The organism is Crateriforma conspicua, from assembly GCF_007752935.1.
Lineage (GTDB): Bacteria > Planctomycetota > Planctomycetia > Pirellulales > Pirellulaceae > Crateriforma > Crateriforma conspicua.
The window spans coordinates 3,371,602-3,396,258 of the sequence record NZ_CP036319.1 but is presented as its reverse complement, the minus strand read 5'-3'; the positions used below and the strand labels follow the sequence as shown (position 1 = coordinate 3,396,258).

The window sequence follows — 24,657 nt, the reverse complement described above, 5'->3', positions numbered from 1 at the left end:
CGGCGTGAAGTCATTCGCCCCACAGTGCGGGCGACCGTCCGTCTGGCGGACCTTAACGCCGACCGCATGTTTCGGCAATTCAGGCCAACAACGACGCAGAATCAAGCAAAATCCGATGGCTGGCAATCGACAATCGCTCGATCGACCGGCCGAATTCCGTACGACCGGCCCGCCACCCTTGGTTCATGACGGCCCGATCAGCAATGCCAAGATTTCCTGACTTTGGACCCAGGTGACCACCCGTCTGGTGTTCGGCCACGCACCGCATTTCCGCCGGCGCAGCGGATTCGATCACCTACATCTGGATCTCATAGCCCGGTCGATACGGACGCGCCAGCATGCTGTCGGCCAATTCGTCTCCGATCACTCGCTCCGCATCGGGGTCCCACCGGATCTCACGTCCCAGACGGCAACAAATCCCGGCCAAGTGACAAACGTGCAGCGACCGCATATGCGAATGCACGTTGGCGATCGGCAACTGTCGCGTGTTGATGCAGTGAATCAGGTTGGCCCAGTGCGCCGGCCGATCGTTGCCTTCCATCGGCATCCCACGATAGATCTTGGCGATCGCATCGTCGGGCAACGGGTCGTGTGCCAAGTCCTCCACCGGTTTGCCGACCAACTTGCCGCGATTGACGAAGATGCGTCCCTGGTCGCCTTCGAACAAAATCCCGCGATCGCCGTCGTGCCGGATATTCATCTCCACGTCGCCGCCGGCAAACCGGACCGTCAAATCAAATTCACGCGCCGTGTTGTAGCGATCGTCTTGCTGTGGAATCCCGTCGACAAACTTAACGTCATGAGCCGCGGTCCCGTTGATAGAAACGGGTTGATCGTTCAAGCCGGCCGCGGCAATGCCCAACAGACCAATGTCGATGTGGTGGGCGCCCCAGTCGGTCAGCTTGCCACCGGAATACTGATACCACCAACGGAATTGTGTGTGCCCGTTGGTGTACCACCTATCGTTGGGCGTTTTCAAATAGCGGTAATCCGCTTTCGGTGCCGGACCCAGCCAACGATCCCAATCCAAACCGCTGGGAACGTCAGCCAGCGGAATCTCTGGACTCCAACTACCGGCATTGATCCGCACGGTCACCTTCTTCAACGTGCCCAACCGGCCCTCGGCGATGATCGCCAACGCTTTGTTGAACTTGTCAAAGCTGCTGCGTTGTTGCGTGCCGACTTGGACGACGCGTCCGGTTTCCTTTTGCACTTTGCGAATCAGCTTGCCTTCATCGATGGTCAACGTCAAAGGCTTCTCGCAGTACGCGTCTTTGCCCGCCAACATCGCTTCGACCAAGATCTTGGTGTGCCAGTGATCGGGCGTCGAAATCTGCACCATGTCGATATCGTCACGTTGCAGAATCTGTTGATAATCCGAATACAAGTCCGCTTTGCCGTCACACAGCAATTCGTTCCCACGCTGAAGGTGACCTTCATCGACATCGCACAACGCGACCAAGTCGGCAAACTCCTTCCCCACCGGCGACGTCCGCGTTCCATTGCCACCGCATCCGATCAATGCAAACCGCAGACGCTCGGACTTCGAAGCCGCTTTTGCGGTGGTCGATCCGATCGGCCAGGCGGCCAACGATGCGGCCGACGCGGTCTTCAGAAACTGACGGCGCGACGGCGCGTGTGCTTGAAAGCCTTCGTTCTTGCGATTCATTGCAGTGTCCCTGCGGTGGGGCGGTGGGAAGGGAAAGTCAAAGATTGGTATCAGTCGCTGGCATCGCTGTTGCGCCGACCACTCGTCACGTTCAACGGTTACCAGATTTTGATTGTTTCGATGCAAGCTGGCGTTCCAGTTCGCTTTCGTCGGTGTAACGCAGCACCGCCGGTGGTTCGGTGCCACGAGCCTGTCGCAGTTTCTGACGCCACACCTTGCGAAGTCGATTCAGTTGACGCGCGTGTTTCGGATCCGCGGCCAGGTTGTTCAACTCGCTCGGATCATTGGCCAAGTCGTACAGTTCTTCGTAGTCGGGAAACGGCGTACGCAGCGAAGATTCCACCAAATCACGATAGTGGAACATCATCGGATCGCTGACGCCGTACAGCGCCGCGGTCTGCTTCAATCCCAGCTGAGCGGCCGCTCCGATCTTCGCCTCGGCCGACATGCAATTGTTGCGATAGTAACGGATGTATTTCCAACGCTTGTCTTGGACCGCTTCGATCTTGGGATTCCCAAAGTGGGTAACCCAAAGGTTCTCGGTGAAGATGTAATCATGAACCGCGTCGCCGTCCTGGTCGATCAAACCTCGCAGCGATTTGCCTTGCATCGTTTCGGGAACGTCGACACCCGCATAGTCCAACATGGTCGGGGCCAAGTCCACCGTCTGGACCAGTTCATCACATCGCCGGCCGCGCGCATTCGATTCCGCCAATGGGTTGTAAATCATCATGGGAATATGCGTGACCTTTTCATAGCAAAGTGCTTTGCCACCAAGGCCCTGTTCGCCCATGAACAATCCGTGATCGGACGCGAACACCAAAATGGTGTTTTGATCCACGTCCAACTCGGCCAGCTTTTCACGCAACTGACCGACCATGCGATCGATCCCCGTCATCGCCTGCATTTTGCGGATGATTCGTTCTCGGTTGTCGTCCGGATTGTCAACGTGGTCGTATCCGGTTTGACGATCCGACACTCGCCAGACGTCGGCGGGGACTTTGGGCTGTTTGATATCGGCTTTGGCCACGTAGTGCGGCGGCATCGGGATCTCTTGATCTCGATACAGCGTTTTATAAATTTCATCATCCGAATCACGCAGCGCCATCGACCCGGTACCCGCATTGTGCGGTAGGTTGAAACACACGCTCAGACAAAACGGTCGCTCGGTCGGCCGAACGTCCAGAAAACGGATCGCTCGCCCCAAGCGGTGTTCATTTGACAAGAAATCCGTCGCCCCTTCGGACAAGATTTCTACCTGGGTATCAAAAGCCGCGTCATTAAAGATCGCGTGCCGATCCTTGGGATAGAACGTCAAATGCCGATGGCCGGCGTAAAAGTAGTCGAACGACTTCTCCATCAGCCCGCTGTCATAACCGCCATCACCAATCGGTGCGTGGTTCTTGCCGACGTACCCGGTGTAATACCCGGCGTCGCGCAACAGCACCGGGTACGACTTCTTCCAAGCTTGCGGCGCGACACTGGTCCCCGAGTTGAAATTCACACCGTGCTTACGCTCGAACTGGCCCAAAAAAATCGATATTCGGCTGGGCGTACAGATCGCACTGGAAACATAGGCGGAATCAAAGAAGACGCCATCTTTCGCCAGCTGGTCCAGGTTGGGCGTTTGAGTCAATTGATTGCCGTCGCACCCCATCATCCCGTACGACTGATCGTCGGTCAAAATGAAGACGAAATTGGGTCGCGTGTCGGCATGACACGGCGGCAACCCTAACCAAAGTCCGGCCCAACAAAGGCCCAAGGTCATCAATAAGTATTGTTTCATCACAGGTGGGACGTTCGGATGAAAGGTTGGGGGAAGGTTAGATTTACGAGAAGTACAATGCGGCTGCCAATGTTATTGAATTCCACGTCGCAGCCGTTTGGCAGAGCGAGGGTTGGGCTCGCTTCGCCGTTTAGTTGGAACGGGAACGTATTTGAATGGTTTGCGGAAAACCATCGAACATTTCTTCTTGGTCACCCAAGCGATACAGGGAAATCTTGGCAGATCGCCGATCGGCGGAGAAATCCACGACGCCATACCCGCTGCCTTTGCGATATCCGATTTCCATGGGGTCGGTCGTTTTTGGCAACAGGTTGCTGCCCGGCTGTGGATTGCCGACCGCCAGGATATGGATCGGGTGCCCGGCATCGTCATGGAACTTGCCGGTGTAATCGCCGCCCGGTTCTGGCTGGCCTTTGTTCACGCCCGGCCACCAAGCACGAGGGAATCCATTTGCCGTTCCCGGCACCATGAACGCGTAACCGGCGTCATCGAAATCGTCGACGCCTTGCCGCAGCAAAACACCCAGGTGCTGGTCACCGTGTATCGACAACGCTTCACAGTCACCCAAGATTCGAACCGCTCGGTTGCGTGCCTCGACCGGCCACGCACCGCTGTCGTGATAGTAACGCCCACGCTTCAAGTTTTCGCCGACATGAGTGGCGGCATTGCAGAAAATCGTTTGTGATAACGCGACCTTCACACGTTGTCCCGTCCATTCGTCAGCCCATCGTGCCAAGAACGCTTCTTGATCAGGCCCCAGCAAATCGTATCCGTCGCCCCGTGGACGATCCGAGGCTGGTATCGCATCGGGGCCCGTTTTGAATTTGCGATCCTCCAAGATGGCAAATCCAATTCCGGCATAGGTCAGGTCCGTAAAGTACGGCTTGATCCCGTGAGGCAAGATCTTGTCGATCGCGGGATCGGGCAAGCTGCCGACTTGCGTTCTTTCCACGGCATTGACCCAATCGGCGGGCATCAGATAACCGCCGGCGGCCCAGTCGTTCTTCTTGTCCGACGGTGGTAAGGCGCGTCCGCCGTGCCCCCAAATATTGCCTTGGAACACATCGTGATCGTCCGGCAGAATCACGCTGGGACGATCCTTCAGCAAGTCGCGCCAGGTCCATCCGAATTGATAGTACTTTCTCAAATAATCCAGCATCGCGACCGGTGTGTCGGCACGACGTACCACACCAAAGCCGCCATAACTTTCGTAGATCTGGTCGCCCGCAAAGAACATCATGTCGGGATCTTGCCGACTGACCTGCCCAACCATCGCGGGGATCGGAAACAGATATCCGTTGTCACAAGAAAAGCAAGCCAACTGGAAAGGTTCATCCGCCGCCGGTTCCGCTCGAATCGTACCGGACCACCGATACGTCTGCCCAAGCCAATCAAACCGGATCTGATAATCTCGATCGACGGTCCCGTCCCAATCGTCCAACGTGAAAATCGCGGTGCGGCTGAGCTTTTCAACGGGCTGTGTGCCCATTTCGCGAAATTCCCCCTGGTTGTCTTCGCCACGAAGACACAGCCGTGCCTTGGATCGGTTCCCCTTTCCAAGCGGTGCAAATTGCACCATCAATCGGACGCGGTTTTGATCGAGCGTGTACTGCGACCACAAGATCGGTCCGAACGAACGATCCGGGTGCGACGAGATCAACGATCCCGTCAGGTCCACATCCGCAAATTTGCACATTCCGGCGGGGCGAGACCCGCCGGCTCGTGGCGGCCCGTCGGCCAGCAATGAAATGCCGCCCACCACTTTGTCCAAGCTGACGGTGTCTTGAATCTGCCAAGTCTGCTGTCCGTTTTCAGCGGACAACGTCAATGCGATCCGCTGGCCGCTTCGTTGCCCCGTCAGCGTCAGCCTGATGGGCGCATCGCCAATCGCCACCGCTTCGTCACTGGTTTTTGACCCCAGAACGAGCTCTCCATTGGATCGAAGTCCCGCGTCAAAGAACTTCGTTGCCGACACCAAGGCGTGACGGTATTCGTCAATGCCACCGCGGCGTCCGATGCGAAAACCGGCGGTGATGGGGCGAAGGTTCTTGTCACCCTTTATGGGCACAAACGTGAGGTCGACCGATAGATCCAGACTTTGACCGTCTGTCGAATCAGGGTCCGCTTCCACTTCCGCCGGCAGCCAGCACAACGTGCGATCTTTGCCGGCGGCGGCGTGAACGACGCCGTCACGAATCGACCAGTCGGTCAAAGGGTTGGCCCACCAATCCGGTCCGATCCACGCGCGACTGCCCCGCCACGTGTCGCTCGCTTCGCGTGGCTGATCCGTTTTGGCATCTTCGGAAAAGATCGTCGACGAGACCTGCATGGCGAACAAGACGATCGGGAAGATCAAGAAACGCATAGCGTTGGTCCTTTCACCGGCCACCGGGACCGTGGGGAAGATTCACACTCACTGATTGGCGTTTGATCATAGCCACATTCTCATCCCCAGTGCGAATCACTGCAGGTTAAGAATCGACATGCCGAGATTAGCTCGGGCTATGGAACGCGGACGCAGCGGAGTAGAGATTTCAACTGGGCCTATGCGCGCGAAGCTCCAGCGAAAACCTCAGCGAAACCCCGGCCTTTCAACTTCGCCCCAACGCCCACGAAGACGCAAACATCGACGGTGCCGATGCTTAGAGCGAAGCGATTTAACGATCGCTCGGGTTGCAAACGGTCGACACGGGGCGAGTCAGATCATCGATCGCCGACACTTTGGTGTGGGGCGAGACAGGTGATGTTGGATTCCAAATGGATTTCTTTTATCGCACCAAGTCGACCAGCCTATTTCGCGTCGTCGATCGACTGAACGGTCGACTTGACGCGACCATCTGATAGCCGCGTGCGAATGACGTCGCCCGGCTGGACCGATGTGGCATCGGTCAACGGGTTTCCATCCGGGCCATAGGTCAGGCTGTACCCGCGGCCCAACACCGCCAGCGGTGAAAGCGCGTGTAGCGAACTTGCGGCGGTGGCCACCCGGCGTTCGGCAGCTTGCAAACGACGCTCCATCGCCACACGGCCGCGACTGTCCAGTTCGTCCAGAATGCGACTGCGGTGATGCAGAAACTCCATCGGACTCTTCAACACCGAGTGTTTGGACAGTCCGTCCAAACGCAATCGATGTTCACGAATCTGGCTCAGCATCCGCTGGCTCAACCGGTCGCGCCAACCTGCGATGGCGCCGGCCAAAGCCTGGGCATCCGGCAAGACTTTGGTTGCCGCATCGGTCGGCGTCAACGCGCGAACGTCGGCAACAAGATCACACAGTGTGACGTCGATCTCGTGACCGATCGCCGACACGATGGGCAGCGGAAAATCGGCCACCCGCCGCACGACGGCTTCGTCATTAAAGCACCACAGGTCTTCCAGACTTCCGCCACCCCGGGTCAAGACAACCGCGTCGGGCGGATCCGACATCGCGTCGACCGCATCCAGCGCGGCCAAGATTGACGGCGTCGCGCCCACGCCTTGCACCTGAGCCGGCACGATGAAGATTTCCGTGCCGCGATATCGCGCCGATGCCGCTTGCAAAAAATCGGCGATCGCCGCACCGGTCGGGCTGGTGATCACCGCGATACGTGCGGGAAACACCGGAAGATCTCGTTTCCGCTCGGCCGCAAACAATCCTTCGGTTTGCAGCTTGGTCCGCAACTGATCGAACGCCAATTGCAACGCGCCGACGCCCTGCGGTTGGACTTTACGAACAACGATTTGGTAGGTGCCGCGTGGCGAATAGACTTCCAGCCCGCCGTAACACAACACCGCCTGGCCATCGGTCAGGTCGAAGGGGATTCGCGCCGCGGTGCTGCGCCAAATCACGCCACGGATCTGTGAATCTTCGTCTTTCAGCGTGAAGTACATGTGGCCGCTACGCGGCTTGGCCAGATCGCTGATCTCTCCGGCCACCCACAACGGCGGAAACGTGGCTTCGACCACCGCTTTCAAATGGCCGTTCAGTTCGCTGACCGACAGAATGCGTTCGGGTGATTCCGCCATTGATCAAGCCGTCCCGCCTTTGCCACCGACCGCCGCGTCGCCACACGTGGCGCCGAAACAGGCATCGGGGCCGGGTTGATAGCCGTTGGCGAACGCCGCGCCGGTCATCGGTTTCTTGCCGGCCGGTTGGATCTGATCGATCCGCAAGACGCCGTCGCCGCTGGCCACACACAATCCGTCACCCGATACCAGGTGGCCCGGTTGCGACTGGCTTGGCGCATCGCCACTCGCATCGTCACCGATGGGTGTGACCTGGCGAATCTGTACCCGAACCGGTTTGCCGCCGTTGCCCGGATGAAAGAAGGAAAATGCGACTGGCCATGGCTGCATCCCGCGGACATGGCAATCGATCATGCGGCTGGGCTGTTGCCAATCGATCTGAGCTTCCGCTTTGGAAAGCCGTGGTGCTTTGCTGACCAATGCCGCATCTTGCGGATCGCCGATCACGGATTCTTGATCCCAGTCCAGCAGACGGTCGATCGCTTCGATAGTGGCGTCGACGCCGATGGCCGACAAGCGCTGCTCCAGTTGGCCGGCGGTTTCATCGTCACGAATCTCGGTCACCCGTCGCGCCAAAATCGGACCACCGTCCAAACGCGGCGTCATGTGGATCACGGTGACGCCGGTTTCGCGATCGCCAGATAACACGGCACGTTGCACCGGAGCCGCCCCGCGATAATTGGGTAACAGCGAACCGTGCAGATTGATTCCGCCCAGCGGTGCGGTTTCCAACGCCGCGGGCTTCAATATCTGGCCATAGTCGCACACGACCAGCAAATCCGCGTGCAAGGATCGAAGCTGCTGTACCGTTTCATCATCGTTGATGCTGTCGGGACGGATCACGGCCAGCGATCGCTCTTCCGCCCAGTCGGCCACGGGTTGCGGCGGTGGGCCACCACGGCTTTTCACCGGCGGCAACGGCCGCACGATCACTTGGACGATTTCGTGGGGACCATCGGCGATGCGATCAAACGACGGGACCGCAAACGGTCCGGTGCCCATCAGCACCAGCCGCAACTTAGAATCAGCCACTGGAAGACATCCTTTGGTTTTCTCAGGCGTATTTCTTTTCCCACGCCGACAACGCTTCGACCAATTTGTCGTCCGACGGCAGCGAACCGCTACGCTGTCGCGATAAGTGATCGGCTTGGAATTCGTCCAGCGCCGGCATCAATTCCTTGGTCGCTTGTTCGGGCATGCGGTCAAAAAACAGCACGCCGTTCAAGTGATCATTTTCATGCTGGACCACGCGAGCGAAAAAGCCGTCCAGGACGCGATCGATTTCGTTGCCTTGTAAATCGAACGCCGACAAGCGGATCGTTTTGGATCGCTTCACTTGGCCATACATTCCCGGCAAACTGAGACAGCCTTCCTGGCCCGATTCGGTTCCACGCGGTTTGCTGATCACGGGATTGATGACGACCAATTCTTCGCCGTCGCCGCGGACGCCGGTCGGGTTGCAGACGAACAACCGCAGCGGCAGATCGACTTGGTTGGCGGCTAACCCGACGCCCTCGGATTCGTACATCAAATCCAGCATTTCCGCGACGATGGATTTCAATTCGGCGTCGACGCGGCGAATCGGCTTGCTTTCGTATCGCAGCGTCGGGTGGGGGTACTTGATGACTTCGAGCGGCATGATTTCCAGATGGATCGTTTCGGCGGGCTTTGGGGGCAGCGAGCGACCCGGGACGAACCGGGCCAACGGCTAAGGATGACCGATTGATCGGTGCCTGGGGAGCCCCGGCCGAATCGGCGAACCTGGTCGGTCAGTCAGCGGAGCGAACCGACGCAGCAGATTGTGACAGTCAATCAATCCAGCGACCGCCGATCAGGGCAGCAACGCACCGACGGTTCCGTTAGCCTGCGTTGTGCAAAAGACCCGAAAAACGTCGCTCGACTCAGCCAGCCGATGCCAGAATCCCGCGAAGCAAACTTGCTGACAGACAAAGACCGGATTTCACGACAGTCTGGCGATGCGCGACGATCGATGCTGACGGCGCTCGCCCGGCTTCTGGCCGTTTTCGTCATCGCGACCATGTTGGCGACCGTGCTGATGTGGCTTCGAAACCGATCACCATTCTTGTCGACGATTTCCCTGTGGATGTGGGTGTTTGCCCCGGTTTCCGGCATCGCCGAACAGATTGCCAATGTCGTCACCGTGCAAATTGTCATCGCGGCGCTCTGGCCCGTACCGCGTCTGTTGCGTTGGTATCAATGGCTGACCGTCATGATGGTCATCGTGGGTGTGATGGGATTGCGTGCGGTGGTCCCGAGCTATCCGGAACTGGATTACATCAACCAATGGGTCATGGCGCTGATGATCAGTCAATCACAGCTATTGAGTTTCTTCTTGTCCGCCTTTGTCATGGCAGCCGCCGCGCCCGTTGTGCAGACACACTTGGTGGCAAGAAACCAACCCATGGTTTTGCCGAAACGACAATGGACCATCGCCGGCATCATGGCCGTCACTTTGTTGACCGCCAGCGTCTTTCTAAGCCAACGTGTTTACCGGACTTTGGTGGAATGGTATTGGGACGCCGACGCCATCATCGATTCAAGCGGTTGGCAAATGCTATTCGGCTATGCGTCGTACATCTTTCCGCCGGTAATGATCGCTTGGGCCGCGGCATTTCGCGGGGCCGGTTGGTCTTGGACGTGGGCGATCCTGTTGCTGCTTTTCGCTTGGCTGTTCCAGTTGGCCGGACAACTGTCGATCATGATTTCCATGGAAGCAAACAATCTGTTCATGGTCCTTGGCATTTCCGGGGTGCACTATCTGGTGGCCAACGGATTCGCGTTTCTGGTTCACCGGTGGTGTTTCCGGCGTTGGCACCGGGCGGGATACGACCTTTGGGTGAACGTGCGGTGGGCTGCATGAATCGCACGGCAGCACAGTTCAACCGATCGCCGCGTTCAAATCGTCACGCAGGTCGTCGAAAGACTCCAAGCCCACCGACAAACGGATCAGCCCATCGGTGACGCCAAACTTTGCACGATCGGCCGCGTCGTAACTGGCGTGGGACATCGTCGCAGGCTGTTCGATCAACGATTCAACCGCACCCAGGCTGACCGCCAGATGAAACAACTGTGTCGATTCGCAAACCTTTGCGGTCGTCTCCAGCGACGCATCCAATTCGAACGTCAACATGCCGCCGAAAGCACCGTCGAATTGTGATCGGGCCAGGTCGTGTTGCGGATGGTTTTCTAGGCCGGGATACAACACCCGGGCCACACGCGGATGTTGCGAAAGCCAGACCGCCAAACGCATCGCCGTTTCGCTTTGCCGTCGCACCCGCAGGTCCAGCGTCTTCAATCCCCGAGCCACCAGGAAACAGGACATCGGATCCATCACCGCCCCCGTCGCATTTTGAACGTAGGCCAATTCGCGACAGAGGTCTTCGCGCCCGGTCGCCAGTGTCCCGCCCAGCACATCGCTGTGCCCGCCCAAGTACTTGGTGGCCGAGTGCATCACGATGTCGAAGCCGAATTCCAAAGGCCGACAAAGTGCGGGCGTTCCGAACGTATTGTCGACTGCGGTGATGACTTGACGACGCCGGCCGATGGCCGCGATCGCCGCCAAATCGGGAACGGTCATCTGAGGGTTGCCGATGGATTCCACCCAGATCAACTTCGTCTCCGGCTTGATGGCCGCTTCGATCGCCGCCGGATCCGTGGCATCGACCAGGGTCGGCGTGATGCCGGAACGATCACAGATTTTGTGCAGCAACCGATAGGCACCGCCGTACAAGTCGCTGCCGGCGATGACGTGATCGCCCGATCGCAACAGCATGGTGACCGCGTGAATCGCCGCCATACCGGTGGAAAAGGCCAACGCCCCGCCGCCGGATGACTCGTCGTCGACCGCAGAATCCAAATTGGCCAAGGTGGTTTCCAGCCTTCCACGCGTCGGATTACCGCTGCGGGAATAATCAAATTCGCCCCACTGGCCGGCACCCGGTTGGCGAAACGTCGATGCGAAATGCACCGGCGGGACGACGGCACCCGTCTGTGGGTCCAGATCGTTACCCACATGGATCGCTCGGGTGCAAAAGCTTGTCTTGCGCGAGCGTACGCTATCACCTTCGCTCATGCCGACAACGCCTGATCCAGGTCTGCGATCAGATCATCCGAGTTTTCGATTCCGCATGAAAAGCGAATCATGTTGTCGGTGATACCGAATTGCCGACGCTGATCGGCCGTGTAGTGGTAATAGCTCATCACATACGGCTGTTCGATCAACGATTCGGTGCCGCCAAGGCTGGGGGCGATCCGTGCGATTCGCGTCGCGTCGACCACTCGGGACGTCTGTCGCCAATCCGCATCCTTGATTGTGAACGTGACCAAGCCGCCGAAGCCGGACATCTGTGCCGCGGCGATCGCGTGGGTCGGATGGCTGGGCAACCCCAGATAAAAAACGCGATCGACCCGAGGGTGCTGCTGCAAAAACTGGGCGACCGCCATGCCGTTTTCGTTGTGACGCTGCATCCGCAGGTCAAATGTCTTCAGGCCGCGTTCCAACAGATACATGTTGTGCGGCGAATTGATGTTGCCAAGGCATCCGCGCATCGCCCGCACCGGATCCAGGTCTTCCTTGCGGCCGCACAACACGCCGGCCAACAAATCGTTGTGTCCGCCCAAGTACTTCGTCGCCGAGTGCAAAACGAAGTCGATACCATGATCCAACGGCCGGACGTTGGCCGGTGTCGCCAAGGTGGCGTCGATCAGCGTTTTCACACCAAAGCGGCGGCCGATGTCGGCGAAGGCGTCCAGATCGATCGCCGTCAAATGTGGGTTGGTGGGCGATTCGCTGACCAACAATTTGGTGCGGTCGGTGATGGCGGCCGCCATCGCATCCATGTCGCCGGTGGGGACTTGGATGGTGCGGACACCGAACCGGGCCAAGTGCTGGGCACAAAACTGTCGGCTTCGATGATAACACTGGTCAAAGAAAACGATTTCGTCGTCTTGCCCCAGCGACGTCATCAACAATCCGACCAAGGCGGACATGCCGCTGCTGTACAAGATTGCGTCTTCCGCACGGTCCAACGCCGCCAATTTGGCTTCGACCGATTTCTCGTTGGGGCAACCGTATCGACCGTATTCTTCACGCTCGTGACGGCCTTCGACAAAGTCGATCAGCTCGTCGGTGGACGAAAACGTGAACGTCGACGCGGTGTGAATGGGCGTGGTGATCGCACCGTCGGCTTTCTGCCGGTGTTCGCCCGCGTGAACGCACTGCGTGGACAATCCGTACGACGACGGATGCGTCACCGGAACGGGGCGTGGCGAAGAATCGCCGGGAATACCAACCCGCTGAATTTCGCAGGCCTTCGCCGTAGCGGTTGGTTCCGAAAGATCGACTCCCACGGAGTCGGCCGAGCCGTTGGCCCGGAAATCGACATTCAATGACATCTCGATTGGCTCTTTAGCAGGTAAGGCTGCAAGCGGCCGCAAATCCCTAAAATACGAGTCGAACCTGAATGGGACCCCAGATCCGACGATCGCCAAGACTAGCCGGGCCGATTCCGGCCAGCAAGCCCTTTTCCACTTTCCAAGCCGGCGAATGTGGGTGAAAATGCAATCTTGCCTTTTCCGTCCCGACGCCTTTCTCATTCTTCCACGTCTCCGATCGACAACTCCTTGCCGCCGACCACCGGGCCCGCGAAGCTTGCATCGCCCGGCCGACAGATAACGGCTCCATCGCAACGCACACGCCGCCGCGACCGCCCCGCCGACGTCCGGTTTCTCCTGTTCGACATCCGCGTTTTCCATCATCGAGGCCATGATCGTGACTAAACGCGAAATGCATCCGCGTCGCACAGCAACGTCGCCGATCATGACCGCCTTCGCTTTGGCGGCGTTGACGATGGCCGGCATTCCAGGATCATCGGTCGTGGCACAGCAGCCCCCCACGCCTCCGCCGGCGTCGTCGAATCCTGCAGAATCCTCTGGCCAGACGGAAGCTGAAGCATCACCACAGAAACCGATCGCCCACATCGCGCCGCTGTCGCCCGATCGTTACGAACAGGTCTTTGCCGAAGCCGATCCTGAACGTCAGTGGCGATCGGTCACCGAGCCGCTGCGTTCGCAATCCGCCGGTGATGATGCGGATACCGAAGGAGCGCAAACCGCCGGTGAAGACGCAAGCACGGAAACACAAGACGTTGCACCGGAGGCCACCGGTCGCGAGTCATCCGATGCGACATCGCCACGACTGAAAAGCCGACAAGAATTGGCCGAACAGTTTGGCCCGACGTTGGAGACGGTCGAAACGTTGGTCGACCAACTGGGGTCGTCCGACTTTGCCGTCCGTGAACGGGCATCGGCCAGTCTGCTGGAAAGCGGTTATCCGATCGTTCCGATTCTGCAACGCGGCGAAGCTCTGTCGGGTGACCCGGAAGTGCGTCTGCGTCTGGGCCGCCTGCTGGCTCGACTGGAAGACCAATACCAACGTTCGATCGAATCGGCATTCCTGGCGGGCACCGGCAATGACATGCCGGGTTGGTCGGTCGCGAAGAAGCTGATGGGGGATTCCGGTTGGGTTCGTAGCGAAGTGGTGATGATGTACCGCGAGGTTCCTGATCTGCTGCAATCGTTGGAAGGAACCACGGATGATCGCCGCCGCGCGATCCAAAAGGCTTTGAACACGCCCAACGCCAACTTCCGCTCGGTGATGGGACCCGACACCCGTCCCGCACTGACGGCGTTGCTGATGGCGGCGGCCGACCCAGACTTTGCACCGGAGCTGGCGACCGAACGTGCGATGCTGAACCAGTTGCGTCGCAGCCAGGGCGGATTATTGCTGAACGGGAACGCATCGCGATCGTACGGCACCAATTTGTTCGGGGCGTTTTTGTTGAAGACATCCGATTCGGATCGCCCCGAATGGCTGTTCCACGCGTCGGATCGCAACGTGCCCGCAGCGGGTGATTTGGCCGTTCGGACACTGGATGAAACCGACCAACCGCAAAGTTTGGTCCAGGCGATGGCCACGCTGGTACGATTTGACCGTGCCGACCAAGTTTTGAAGGTCACCGAATTTTTTGATGACCATCGCATGTTGGGGCTGAACCAGATCCGCGACGGATCGTTGCTGGACGTCCGCGTCAGCGATGTTGCGATGGCGACCGTGGCGGGTTTGCTGGGACGTTCGACCATGGACATCGGATTCCCCGAAGACGCCAACTATCGCCAAGTCGGGCTGGACTACAACCGGCTGGTCCTGCCGGTGATCGAAGACGAAAAGACGAAACAGTTGCGACGCAACATACGCCGGAATGTCGACGAATTGGTCCGTCGCCATCGTGATCAACCTGACCAGACCGATCAGCCCCAAGACGCCGATCCGCCTGTCAGCAACGTTCCGCTAGATCAGGCCGAGCGACCATAATGAACTGGACAATCGGTTTCGCCGCTTCCGTTGAACATGCCCGTTGCTCGTCCGTTTCGGACGCGTCACGGTGCTGGCCGTGTGGACTTGGCCACGAACAATTCCACAACCCCGTCGGGCATTGCCCCTCTCATTGACGTGTCGCCGTCGTACCGCGACACCGTCACTTTTTCATAAATCGATGATCGAAAGGAACATGCCACGTGCTTGGATACAGCGATTACTGCGACGAGTATTACGTGAACATGAACTTGAGCACCGAAATGAGCCTGCCGCAGACCCGTGAATCGGTGCTGCACTACTTTGAACAGGTTCGTCGTCGCTATCCCAGCATGGTCAACTTTTACAACCGCGAAGCGAATGAGTTTGTCCTGGAGGAGGAGAAGGACAACGGCACGTATCGTTGGGTCGGTACGGAGTCGAAGCGAGTCAACAGCGGCGTGGTCAATCCGGAATCCTATGATTCGGCGTGCGAGCAGCACCGGGCCGTTTTGGATTTGGTGCCCTACGAATTGTCCGTCAGCCCGCTGGATTGTGAATCGCTGAGCGTGATGCTGGGTTTCGACTTTGCCTACAAGGGCAACCACAACGAAATCTTGACTGAGGCGATCGGCATCGCGCCGGGCTTGGAAAAATTCGCCAACCTGCCCTACGGCAAGGTATTATCCAATGAGCCGGCGATCCAGTTTTCGCTGGACGAAGAATGCCGAACACAGTGCCGAATCGGCTTTGAATCACGGACCAATGCGTACCAAATCCGCACGGGCGAATTCTCTGAAGACCAACTGAGCGTTTATTTGACGGTCCGCCGTTACGACAGCTTGGCCCCGACCGAGACGTATGTGTCTGAATTTGATCGCCTGTCATCACTTTGTCGCGACTTGGTCGACGAGTATTTGATCGAAAGCGTCCTGCAACCACTGCAAAAAACGATCAGTTTGCGCTAATTCGCCTTAGCGGCACGATCGTTGCAACCGACCGATTCGGACCCACCCCAGATGACTTTCGGGAGACCTTCGAAAGTGAGTACGAACTTGAAACGATACGCCGCACTGGCATTGGCCGGTTGCCTGTTTGCCGGCGCCGATTCGGCGCACGGCCAAGACGATGCCCCGGGAATCACCTACGGCGGTGAACTGCCGACCCCGGTCGGTGAACCGGATGAGTTGCCCGACGCCAAAGCCGGCTCCGTCTTTGACGCACCACTCCAAGACGACTCGGCCGACGCCGCGACCGACACCAACAACACACTGCGGGCCAGCGATTCCGGCGAGCAAGCCGATGATTCGACGCCCGAGTTTGATCAGTTGGTCCAGTCGATCGATCGGCTTTCGCGACTGATCCGTGGATTGCCCAGCAGCGTGAACCGTGCCGATGAATGGCAGTTCACCGTCAATCAGGTTGCACAAGACGTTCGCGATCTCGCCGACCAAAACGATCAACAGAGTGTCGAAACCATCCGCGCGATGAGCCAGTCGTTGCGTTTGCTGGAACGTTCGATCCGCGACGTGATGAGCCAAGGGATGCCGACCGATCAATTCAACGCGGTGCGTCAACTGCGTGACGTTTTGACGGGCGAAGTCTATGCGGCGCTGGCTCCCTGGGAACGAGGTGCCGGAATCACCCCGGAAACTTGGTCGCCGTCGACCCGTGATCGCGTCGTCGGCCGGGCGCCGATCCAATCCGGCGGCGACCGCGTGATCGCGCGGCCGGTGATGCCGGTGCCCGAAGCCACCATCGATCCGTATTCGTCGTATCGCCCGTCGATCACCGAGGAATACCGATACGTGCCGGCGCGTCCACGATTCGAATTGGAAATCGACATTCCCGCTCCGCCGATCGCCCCCTACGGTGTCGCCGTCCCGTACCCACCGGCACGCGGCTATCGTTACGGCTATGGGCCGATCTATGGTCCCCGCGATTACTTCTATCGCGGCTACGCCGTTCCGCCGGTTCCGGTCGCACCGCTGGGCGGTCTGCGGATCGACATCCCGATCGGACCACTGGGTCCCTTCGGAATCGGATTCTAAAACCGACCGATCGCCAAGTGATTCATGCCGTGGCGGTTCGCGTCAGCCCGTTGGCCAGAATGTGATCACGCAAACGATCACGGCAACGCATCGCGAAATCGGCAATCGGATCCGTGCGATAACTGGGATACGTCCAGCGGTGGTGGACCCACCGCCGGCCGACGTAGTTCAACGTGACTTCGGCGAAGATGCCGTCACGCAAATACATCCGATGGTCGCGATCCTTGACCGTCGCCAGGACCCACTTGGCTTGGGTGATGTAGCCGACGTCCAAGTTGATCGGCCGCGGCACATCGGCGTCGATCCGTTCGGCCAATTCGAATTCCCACCGGTTCGTCGCAGTCTTCCACGGTGCCAGCCCGGCCGGGTCCGCAAAGCCGTCAAACGCGACCACCTGCTTGACCAGGCCATCGCCCATCGTCGGCGTGTAGAACCCGCCGGCTTCGAACGCCAACGGCTGACTGGTTTCACAAACCGGCCCCCAACGCTGGACCAGCCAATCGATCGCCGTCTGACGCCACGCTTCCTGTTTTGCGATGACGCCGCAGATTCGTACGACCGGTTCGACAGGACGCAGATCGCTCACGGTAACCGTTGGGTTGAATGCCGGGGGAACAGAACCAGCCGTTGGTCGGCTGCGCGAAACCGGGACGAGCGACTAGAATCCTACGCCGTTCGACCTTTCGCCATCATTGAATCTTATCCGACGCCGGAAACCCTATGCACCCTTGGATCGCCCAGCGCACCACGACGTTCGACAGCAGCGGCATTCGCAAAGTCTTTGACCTGGCCGCCAAACTAAAGGACCCGGTCAACCTGTCGATCGGTCAGCCTGATTTTGATGTGCCGCAGCCGATCCAAGACGCGGCGATCCAAGCCATCCGTGACGGCAAGAACGCATATTCCCCAACGCAAGGGATCGCACCGCTGCGTGACGCAATCAACGATCGCGTGCAGCAACAATTCGGGCACGACGACCGCGACGTCTTCATCAGCAGCGGGACCAGCGGCGGACTGGTGTTGTCGATGCTGGCGATGATCGACCCGGGCGATGAAGTGATCTTCATGGATCCCTATTTCGTCATGTACCCGGCACTGATTCGGCTGTGTGGCGGCGTTCCTGTACCGGTCGATTCGTATCCCGATTTTCGGTTGCATGTTGATCGGATCGAAGCTGCCATCACTGACAAGACCAAGATGATTCTGGTCAATAGCCCGGCCAACCCGACCGGCGTCACAGCGACCGAACAAGAATTGCGAGACGTCGCGTTGTTGGCAAAAGAGAAAAACATCGCGTTGTTGTCCGACGAAATCTATTCGCAATTCATGTATGACGCGCCGTTCTATTCCCCGGCGACCGACAACGACCAAACGATCGTGATCGACGGATTCAGCAAGAGTCATGCGATGACCGGTTGGCGGGTCGGATACGTCCACGGGCCGTCGGAAATCATCGCGACGATGCTGAAGATTCAGCAGTATTCGTTCGTCTGCGCCCCTCAACCGGCACAATGGGCGGCGCTGTCGGCGCTGGACGTTCCGTTGACCGGCCACATCGACGATTACCGCCACAAACGTGACTTGGTGATGCAGGGGTTGTCGGAGAAGTATGAGATCGAAAAACCCGGCGGCGCTTTTTATGCGTTCCCCAAAGCTCCCGGATCCAGCGGTGAAGCGTTCGTGCATCGCGCGATCGAAGCGGGGCTGCTGATCATCCCCGGCAATATCTTCAGTGGGCGGGACTCTCATTTCCGAATCAGTTTCGCCGCGAGTGACGAAACGTTGCACCGGGGAATTGAGATTCTCAATCGACTGGCGTCGTGATTCGTGGTGGGGCTGCGTTTCTTTGTGAGCCGCACGGCGCTGGTTGGTGAGCCGCACGGCGCTAGCCGCGGGTTCTGTGAGCCGCACGGCGCTAGCCGCGGGTTTTTTGAGCCGCATGGCGCTAGCCGCGGATTTTGTGAGCCGCACGGCGCTAGCCGCGGGTTTAGGACGTTTCACCGACACAGCCCGACGCTAGGGTCTTCGCCTCAGGACTGACGGAAGAACGCTACTTTCGGCGGAGCGAAAGGCGACTATGTGAGCCGCACGGCGCTAGCCGCGGTTTTTGTGGCGTCCTGTTTCGACTCGTTGGCAATCGAACCGGCGGCTAGCGCCTTGCCGCTGATTCCTGAGCCGCACGGCGCTAGCCGCGGGTTCGGGACGTTTCTCCAGCACAGCCCGACAGTAGGGCTTTCGGCCGCGGGACTGACGGAAGGACGCTACTTTCGGCGGAGCGAAAGGCGACTTTGTGAGCCGCAGGGTCACTGGCTGGCGATCATGCCGTCCAGGGCGACGGTTTCGCCGAAATCATACGGGTGGAACAGTCGGCCGACGCGAGCCGCCAGAACGGACAGGTACAGCTTTTCAAACTTCGTTTCCGTCGTTTCGCTGACATGCTGGCCGGCGTTCTCCGGATACGTGAACTCATCGATGTCTCGGGAAAACAACAAACTGCCGTCGGCGGGATCGATCAATTCGACCGTCGCGCTGCACTGGCCGCGATACAGACTCTGGCCGTCACGCAGCGAAAGATTCGTCACGTCGACCACCAACACACGATCAGCTTTCAGGTCTTCGCCCAACTGAGCAAATTCCATGTTGTCAAAGCCGTTTTCGTCACGCCACTGTTGCACTTCGTCTTCGCGAACCAGACGCAAGTCTTTCAGTTCGCTGGTCAAGATTTGCCCGACCTGGCGGCTCAAGAAACGGCTGGCGGTATCGTTGCTGTACCGGCTGGCTTCGGTCAGCGTGACGACGGCAATCCGTTTGTCTTTCAGGTCTTTGTAGTTTTCGTATTCCGGCGGAATTTTGTCGGCTCCCACCGCGTGCATCAGGTTGGCGGCGATTCCCAGGCAACCACACTGGGTGGACGTCAACGTCACGGAAGCGAAAACGGCCAAGCACACCATGGGTGTCAGGCGTTTCAGGATTTGATGGGCATCAAACAAACGGAATCGCGGTCGTTTCATCGTGAAGCTCGGGTCGGGAAAGCCGGCAAGTGCGTCTGGCGTGATACGAAGTTCACCACCCAACGCGAAAGCCCGATTTATCCGAAAACCCGAACGAAAACGACTATTTCGATTCGCTCAGACGGCGGATCAGGTCCGTTTCGGCCGAATCATAGGCACGACCGTCGGTGTGAAAGATGTCGTGAAACCAAGGATCCGGAATCGACGTGTAGGCGGCTTGCCAAGAATCCCAGGGATAGATCGTCTGCGATCGGCCGTTGACGAAACCCCAGTTGTACGCCCCCACCTTCAATTCGTTCAGGATCGGCAACACGCCGGCGAAGGTGCTGTTGTTGCCACGCGCCATGTATTCGGTGCACAACAAAGGTCGCCCCAAAGCCAACAGATCCTCCATTTTGCGACGCGCCGTCTGCGGTCCTCCGTAAGTGTGAAACGAATGGACGTCGTTGTTGTCCAACACCAAGCGGTCGATCGGACGTGGCTTGTTCACGTAATCGCCGGTCCAAAGTCCGACCGTCAGCGGTTGTGACGGATTGACCTCGCGGGCCCAGCGAAACGTCTTTTCCAACAACTCATGAGCCCGCCGTCGTTTCACGTCCGGATTCAGTTCCAGGTTCTGGCCGGCCAGGCCATAGGAGTTTCCGTTGCCGTTGTCCGGTTCGTTGAACAAGTCCCAGACCAGCACACGTGAATCGTCGGCGTAGCGACGCAGCACCGATTGCACGTAGGGCTTGAGCGCGTCCTGCCCGGCGGGATCGTCCAAGATCGTTCGGCCGGGCGATTGGACCCAGCCGGAATTGTGCACGCCTGGCACCGGTTGTGGCTGTAAACCCGCGACAGGGTTCGGATGCCAGACGCCGTCAAAGAAAACGAACATCGTGCGGATGCCGTGCGAATCGGCGATCTCCAGATATCGGTCGACACGGCGAAAGAACCCTTCGGCATCGGTTCGCCAAGGGATGTCGTGCAAGAACACCCGCATCGTGTTCATACCGATCTTTTCGGCATAGCCCAGTTCGCGGTCGATCGTGTCCGGATCGAAGGTGGCTTCCTGCCACATTTCCAGTTGGTTGATCGCGGTGGACGGGACGAAGTTGGCGCCCAGCGGCCAATCGATTTGGCGGTACCAATTGTTCGCACGCTTGGCTGACCAGCGACCGGCGATGGTGGACGATTGGGCGTCCACCGCGGCGGCCTTTGGCTTGGCTTGCCCCTTGCCGTTCTTCTTTTTACCGGCGGCAGATTTCGTTCCCGCTCGCGGAACAGCCTGTGGGTACGTTGCCAGAATCGCCGACAAGCGACGCACCACTTGCGGCATGTCCGCGGCCAAGTTTTTCGTTTCCAGCGGATCCGATTGGTAATCGTAAAGTTCGTATTCCGCGTCCAAGTCGGGTGCCCCGATTCGTTTCCACTGGACCAGGCGATAACGATCGGTCCGAATCGCGCGTCCCATCATTTTTTTGGGGTACGCATGGTAAGCGTGATCGCGAACACGCGCATCGCGGTCTTTCAACACCGGCACCAAGCTGACACCGTCGATCGGCTGTGGACCGGTGGGTTTCGGCAAGCCGGCCAGTTCCGCCAGCGTCGGATAAATGTCGACCGTCTCGGTCAATTGACCGGTGGACGATCCCGGCTCCGCGACTCCCGGCGCGACAATCACGATGGGAATCCGATTGGCTTGTTCAAAATTGGTGTGCTTGGTCCAAATGCCCAAATCGCCCAAGTGGAAACCATGATCGCCCCACAGCACGATGATCGTGTTGTCGTCCAAGCCTAGTCGGTCGACCGCTTGGACGACTTTACCGATTTGTGCGTCGACAAAACTGGTCGCCGCGTAATAACCGTGAATCAGATTCCGTTTCAAATCATCGCTGTACGACGCCTCACGCTCTTCCGGTACCGGCTTGTAATTGCTGATTTCACCGCCGCGTTTGCCGGCCACCTCCGGTGCACCTTGCGGTAACTGCTCATTTTCCGGCATGGGCAACTCGGCCGGATCGTACAGGTCCCAGTACTTTTTCGGAGCCGAAAACGGCAGGTGCGGTCGTGCGAAACCGGCGGCGATGAAGAACGGTGTGCCCTCGGTTTGCCGTCGCTTCTTGGCGGCTTCCAATCGCCGAATGGTTTCCTCGGCGACGCGTCCGTCGGCATAGGCGGTGTCGGCGACGTCGGGTGATTCATAGGCGGCACCGCGAGGCAGTGATTTAATTTCGCCTAGTTTCTGGTTGGTAAAGAAGGCTTCTTCGCGAGTCAGATTGCCGCCATCGGTGCTGGCCGGATCGGCGTATTCGATCACTTTTTCTTTGAAGTGCGGCACCTGGAACGATTCGGGATCACCGATGTTCCCGTGTCCGATGTGAAAGACCTTGCCCAACGATTCGGTGCGATACCCGTTTGCGGCAAAATGCTGGGGCATCGTTACCGCATCGGGATCCGATTCACGCAACCGATTGCCCAGCCCGTACAGCCCCGTGGACGTGCTGTGCGATCCCAGCATCAACGTGAACCGTGACGGTGCACAAACGGCTTGGTTGCAATACGCGGCGTCGAAACGCATGCCCCGACGTGTCAGATCGTCCAGATTCGGCGTCTGGGCCGTTTCGTTGCCGAACGCGCCGATCGCCGGCTTTAGGTCGTCCACCAGGATCAACAAAACGTTGGGGCGATCTTCGGCAAGACCGATCGACGTGGCGGCGAAAGACACCGCGAAAAAGGCAGCCAGCAAAATGCGCATCATGGATCCAAGACCCGTCGGGAAAGATGGGGTGGGAAGCAAGGTGGGGTGGGGGCATCATGCGCCGGATGGAGCCCCGACGCAAAATCGTTCAATGACAGACATACGATCCGAGACCGCAAAATCTGTTCACAGGGATTCGCATTGAAGCGAATCAGCCGAGATCGTTTTGAACGATATGAGCGCCGCGTGCGGGGCGACTGGCAAAAGCGTCCGCGGTCTTTCCGGTCGCTTTTTCGTAGCCGTCGGCCATGGCCGCGATCACGTCGGATGCCTTGGCCGAATCCACCAGACTGACCGTACAGCCGCCGAAGCCGCCGCCCGTCATGCGGGATCCGTAAACGCCGCCCTCGGGGCCGATCTTTTCGGCCAAGTCGACCAGACAGTCCAATTCACCACAGCTGACTTCGTAATCATCACGCAGCGAGTTGTGGCTGTCGTACATCAGCCGTCCGACGGTATCCAAATCACCGTTTCGCAGCGCATTGGCGGTTTCCAAGGTTCGTGCGATTTCGCCGATGATATGTCGAGCGCGTCGGAACCGTTCGTCGCCCAGTTCGTCTTTGCACCGTGCCAGATCATCGGCGGTGACGTCGCGCCAGTTTTCGGCCCCCAGAATTTCCTTGGCTTCATCACACTGTTGACGTCGTTGTGCGTATTCGCCGCCGGCCAATTCGTGTTTGACGTTGCTGTTGGTGATGACGATCGACACGTCGTCCCGGGCGAACGGCACCGCTTCGATTTCTTGGCTGCGGCAATCCAACAACATGAATTCGCCGTCGCGGCCAAAGACGCTGCTGAATTGATCCATGATCCCGCACGGCACGCCGGCGAAATCGTGTTCGGCTTTTTGGGCCAGTAGCGCTTTGTCGGCCAGACCGAGAGTTGTGCCGCTGATGGCTTCGACCAACGTCGCAGTGGCGACTTCCAATGCGGCACTGCTGGACAATCCGCCGCCCAGCGGAACGTTGGAGGTGAATGCCGCATCGAAAGCCAGCGAATCGATGCCTCGCCCCGCAAAACCTGCCAAAACTCCTTGGGGATACTTCGACCAGCCCTTTTCGCCCGGCTGGTGATCGTGCCCGGTCCGATAGGCGGCGTCTTGCTGAAGATCGACGCTGTACAGACGGACCGCATCGTCGTCGTTGGTGTCGGCCGCAATCACGACGTATCTCTCGATCGCCATCGGCAGCACGAAACCGTCGTTGTAGTCGATGTGTTCGCCGATCAAGTTCACGCGACCGGGAGCCGCGACGACGATCGTGGCCGGGCGACCGAAACGAGATTCAAATTCGTCGCGGGCCCGGCGGCAAAGCGCTTCGGTGGATTCAGTCGGTGATAGCGCAGTCATGCGAAAAACCTGAGTCGGCGGAGATCGGAGAATAGCGGCCCCCGAGTGTAACCACCCGACCGGCGAACCGACAATTGACGCTGACGCACACCTGCACACCGTGCGACGGTTTGAAGCACCGGGCTGGTGGAGGTAGGCGGGTGGCGGGTAGGCGGGTGACGGGTGGTGTTGGGGGTGGGGCGATCTGGAGAAGAGCAAGGCAGAGTCGCCGATCGATTTCGCTCGCGGAGGCTCGTCTAATCTTCGTCGGTCGCCACGACGTAGGCGGTGGCATGAGTCCGACAGGCCGCCAGACTGACGTGCAGCGTTTCGATGCCGTGCATTTCGGCCCACTGTTGAGCCCGACCATACAGGCTGATCGACGGCCCGGTCGCTCGATCCACGACGACCTCGATGTCCGTCCACATGATTTGTTGGCGGTAACAATTCATCGCCTTCAACGTCGCCTCCTTGGCTGCCCAGCGGCTGGCGAACATCTGTGACGCTTGAGCCGATTCCACGCAGCGATCGATTTCCGATCCCGTGTACACCCGCAACAAAAACTGTTCACCGTGTCGGTCGATCATGTTGGCGATCCGGACACATTCCACAATCGTGGTACCGATCCCAAGGGTGGCCATCGCCCGTCGCATCCTTTGTAAGCAGACCGGCGGGGCCAAAGGTCAGTGGGCCGCA

General features: G+C 58.8%; 18 protein-coding genes. 5 read left to right on the top strand and 13 right to left on the bottom strand.

Going from position 1 to position 24,657, the window contains the following annotated elements:
* Positions 1-295 precede the first annotated feature (295 nt).
* From Mal65_RS12710 to def, 6 genes are all read right to left on the bottom strand, one after another.
* Complete coding sequence (locus Mal65_RS12710; protein WP_145298065.1) at positions 296-1,669, bottom strand: Gfo/Idh/MocA family protein; 1,374 nt, start codon at positions 1,667-1,669, stop codon at positions 296-298.
* Between the two features lie 91 nt (positions 1,670-1,760).
* Positions 1,761-3,455, bottom strand: a complete 1,695-nt coding sequence (locus Mal65_RS12705; protein ID WP_174820164.1) for a sulfatase-like hydrolase/transferase — start codon at positions 3,453-3,455, stop codon at positions 1,761-1,763.
* A gap of 130 nt (positions 3,456-3,585) precedes the next feature.
* On the bottom strand, positions 3,586-5,820 hold the full coding sequence (locus Mal65_RS12700) for an alkaline phosphatase D family protein (protein ID WP_145298059.1): 2,235 nt from the start codon (positions 5,818-5,820) through the stop codon (positions 3,586-3,588).
* A 425-nt stretch (positions 5,821-6,245) separates the two neighbouring features.
* Positions 6,246-7,460 carry an exodeoxyribonuclease VII large subunit gene (xseA, locus tag Mal65_RS12695; RefSeq protein ID WP_145298056.1) on the bottom strand — a complete coding sequence of 405 codons (1,215 nt, stop codon included), beginning with the start codon at positions 7,458-7,460 and terminating at the stop codon, positions 6,246-6,248.
* Positions 7,461-7,463: 3 nt separating this feature from the next.
* Positions 7,464-8,492: a methionyl-tRNA formyltransferase gene (fmt, locus tag Mal65_RS12690; RefSeq protein WP_196784799.1), complete on the bottom strand. Its 1,029-nt coding sequence runs from the start codon at positions 8,490-8,492 to the stop codon at positions 7,464-7,466.
* A gap of 22 nt (positions 8,493-8,514) precedes the next feature.
* Positions 8,515-9,099: a peptide deformylase gene (def, locus tag Mal65_RS12685; protein WP_145298053.1), complete on the bottom strand. Its 585-nt coding sequence runs from the start codon at positions 9,097-9,099 to the stop codon at positions 8,515-8,517.
* A 273-nt stretch (positions 9,100-9,372) separates the two neighbouring features.
* Here def and Mal65_RS12680 point away from each other — a divergent pair, with 273 nt between their 5' ends.
* A complete protein-coding gene (locus tag Mal65_RS12680; protein ID WP_145298050.1) occupies positions 9,373-10,341 on the top strand; it encodes a hypothetical protein in 969 nt (322 codons plus the stop codon).
* A gap of 18 nt (positions 10,342-10,359) precedes the next feature.
* Here the strand turns inward: Mal65_RS12680 and Mal65_RS12675 are convergent, their stop codons facing one another.
* Both Mal65_RS12675 and Mal65_RS12670 read right to left on the bottom strand, forming a co-directional pair.
* Entirely contained in the window at positions 10,360-11,553 is a 1,194-nt protein-coding gene (locus tag Mal65_RS12675) for a trans-sulfuration enzyme family protein (RefSeq protein ID WP_145298048.1), read from the bottom strand.
* Complete coding sequence (locus Mal65_RS12670) at positions 11,550-12,875, bottom strand: trans-sulfuration enzyme family protein (protein WP_145298045.1); 1,326 nt, start codon at positions 12,873-12,875, stop codon at positions 11,550-11,552. Before Mal65_RS12670 ends, Mal65_RS12675 begins: the two co-directional genes overlap by 4 nt.
* Before the next feature lie 376 nt (positions 12,876-13,251).
* Between Mal65_RS12670 and Mal65_RS12665 the strand changes: the two genes are divergently transcribed.
* The 3 genes from Mal65_RS12665 (at position 13,252) to Mal65_RS12655 (ending at position 16,883) form a co-directional block, all read left to right on the top strand.
* Positions 13,252-14,853 carry a hypothetical protein gene (locus Mal65_RS12665; protein ID WP_145298042.1) on the top strand — a complete coding sequence of 534 codons (1,602 nt, stop codon included), beginning with the start codon at positions 13,252-13,254 and terminating at the stop codon, positions 14,851-14,853.
* 245 nt (positions 14,854-15,098) lie between these two features.
* Positions 15,099-15,800, top strand: coding sequence for a hypothetical protein (locus tag Mal65_RS12660; RefSeq protein ID WP_145304876.1), 702 nt, complete (start codon positions 15,099-15,101; stop codon positions 15,798-15,800).
* 75 nt (positions 15,801-15,875) lie between these two features.
* Positions 15,876-16,883 carry a hypothetical protein gene (locus Mal65_RS12655; RefSeq protein ID WP_145298039.1) on the top strand — a complete coding sequence of 336 codons (1,008 nt, stop codon included), beginning with the start codon at positions 15,876-15,878 and terminating at the stop codon, positions 16,881-16,883.
* A gap of 22 nt (positions 16,884-16,905) precedes the next feature.
* Here Mal65_RS12655 and Mal65_RS12650 read toward each other — a convergent pair whose 3' ends face one another.
* Positions 16,906-17,469, bottom strand: a complete 564-nt coding sequence (locus tag Mal65_RS12650) for a DUF4416 family protein (protein WP_145298036.1) — start codon at positions 17,467-17,469, stop codon at positions 16,906-16,908.
* A 134-nt stretch (positions 17,470-17,603) separates the two neighbouring features.
* On the opposite strand from Mal65_RS12650, the gene Mal65_RS12645 reads away from it, so the two are divergent.
* Positions 17,604-18,707: a pyridoxal phosphate-dependent aminotransferase gene (locus tag Mal65_RS12645; protein WP_145298033.1), complete on the top strand. Its 1,104-nt coding sequence runs from the start codon at positions 17,604-17,606 to the stop codon at positions 18,705-18,707.
* A gap of 479 nt (positions 18,708-19,186) precedes the next feature.
* On the opposite strand, the gene Mal65_RS12640 is transcribed toward Mal65_RS12645, so the two are convergent.
* The 4 genes from Mal65_RS12640 to acpS all read right to left on the bottom strand — a co-directional run bounded on the left by Mal65_RS12640 (position 19,187) and on the right by acpS (position 24,602).
* Positions 19,187-19,894 carry a hypothetical protein gene (locus Mal65_RS12640; protein ID WP_145298030.1) on the bottom strand — a complete coding sequence of 236 codons (708 nt, stop codon included), beginning with the start codon at positions 19,892-19,894 and terminating at the stop codon, positions 19,187-19,189.
* Between the two features lie 103 nt (positions 19,895-19,997).
* On the bottom strand, positions 19,998-22,631 hold the full coding sequence (locus tag Mal65_RS26475; RefSeq protein WP_390621972.1) for a sulfatase-like hydrolase/transferase: 2,634 nt from the start codon (positions 22,629-22,631) through the stop codon (positions 19,998-20,000).
* Between the two features lie 154 nt (positions 22,632-22,785).
* Positions 22,786-23,982 carry a galactokinase gene (galK, locus tag Mal65_RS12630; RefSeq protein ID WP_145298027.1) on the bottom strand — a complete coding sequence of 399 codons (1,197 nt, stop codon included), beginning with the start codon at positions 23,980-23,982 and terminating at the stop codon, positions 22,786-22,788.
* A 236-nt stretch (positions 23,983-24,218) separates the two neighbouring features.
* Complete coding sequence (gene acpS, locus Mal65_RS12625) at positions 24,219-24,602, bottom strand: holo-ACP synthase (RefSeq protein ID WP_145298024.1); 384 nt, start codon at positions 24,600-24,602, stop codon at positions 24,219-24,221.
* Positions 24,603-24,657 lie beyond the last annotated feature (55 nt).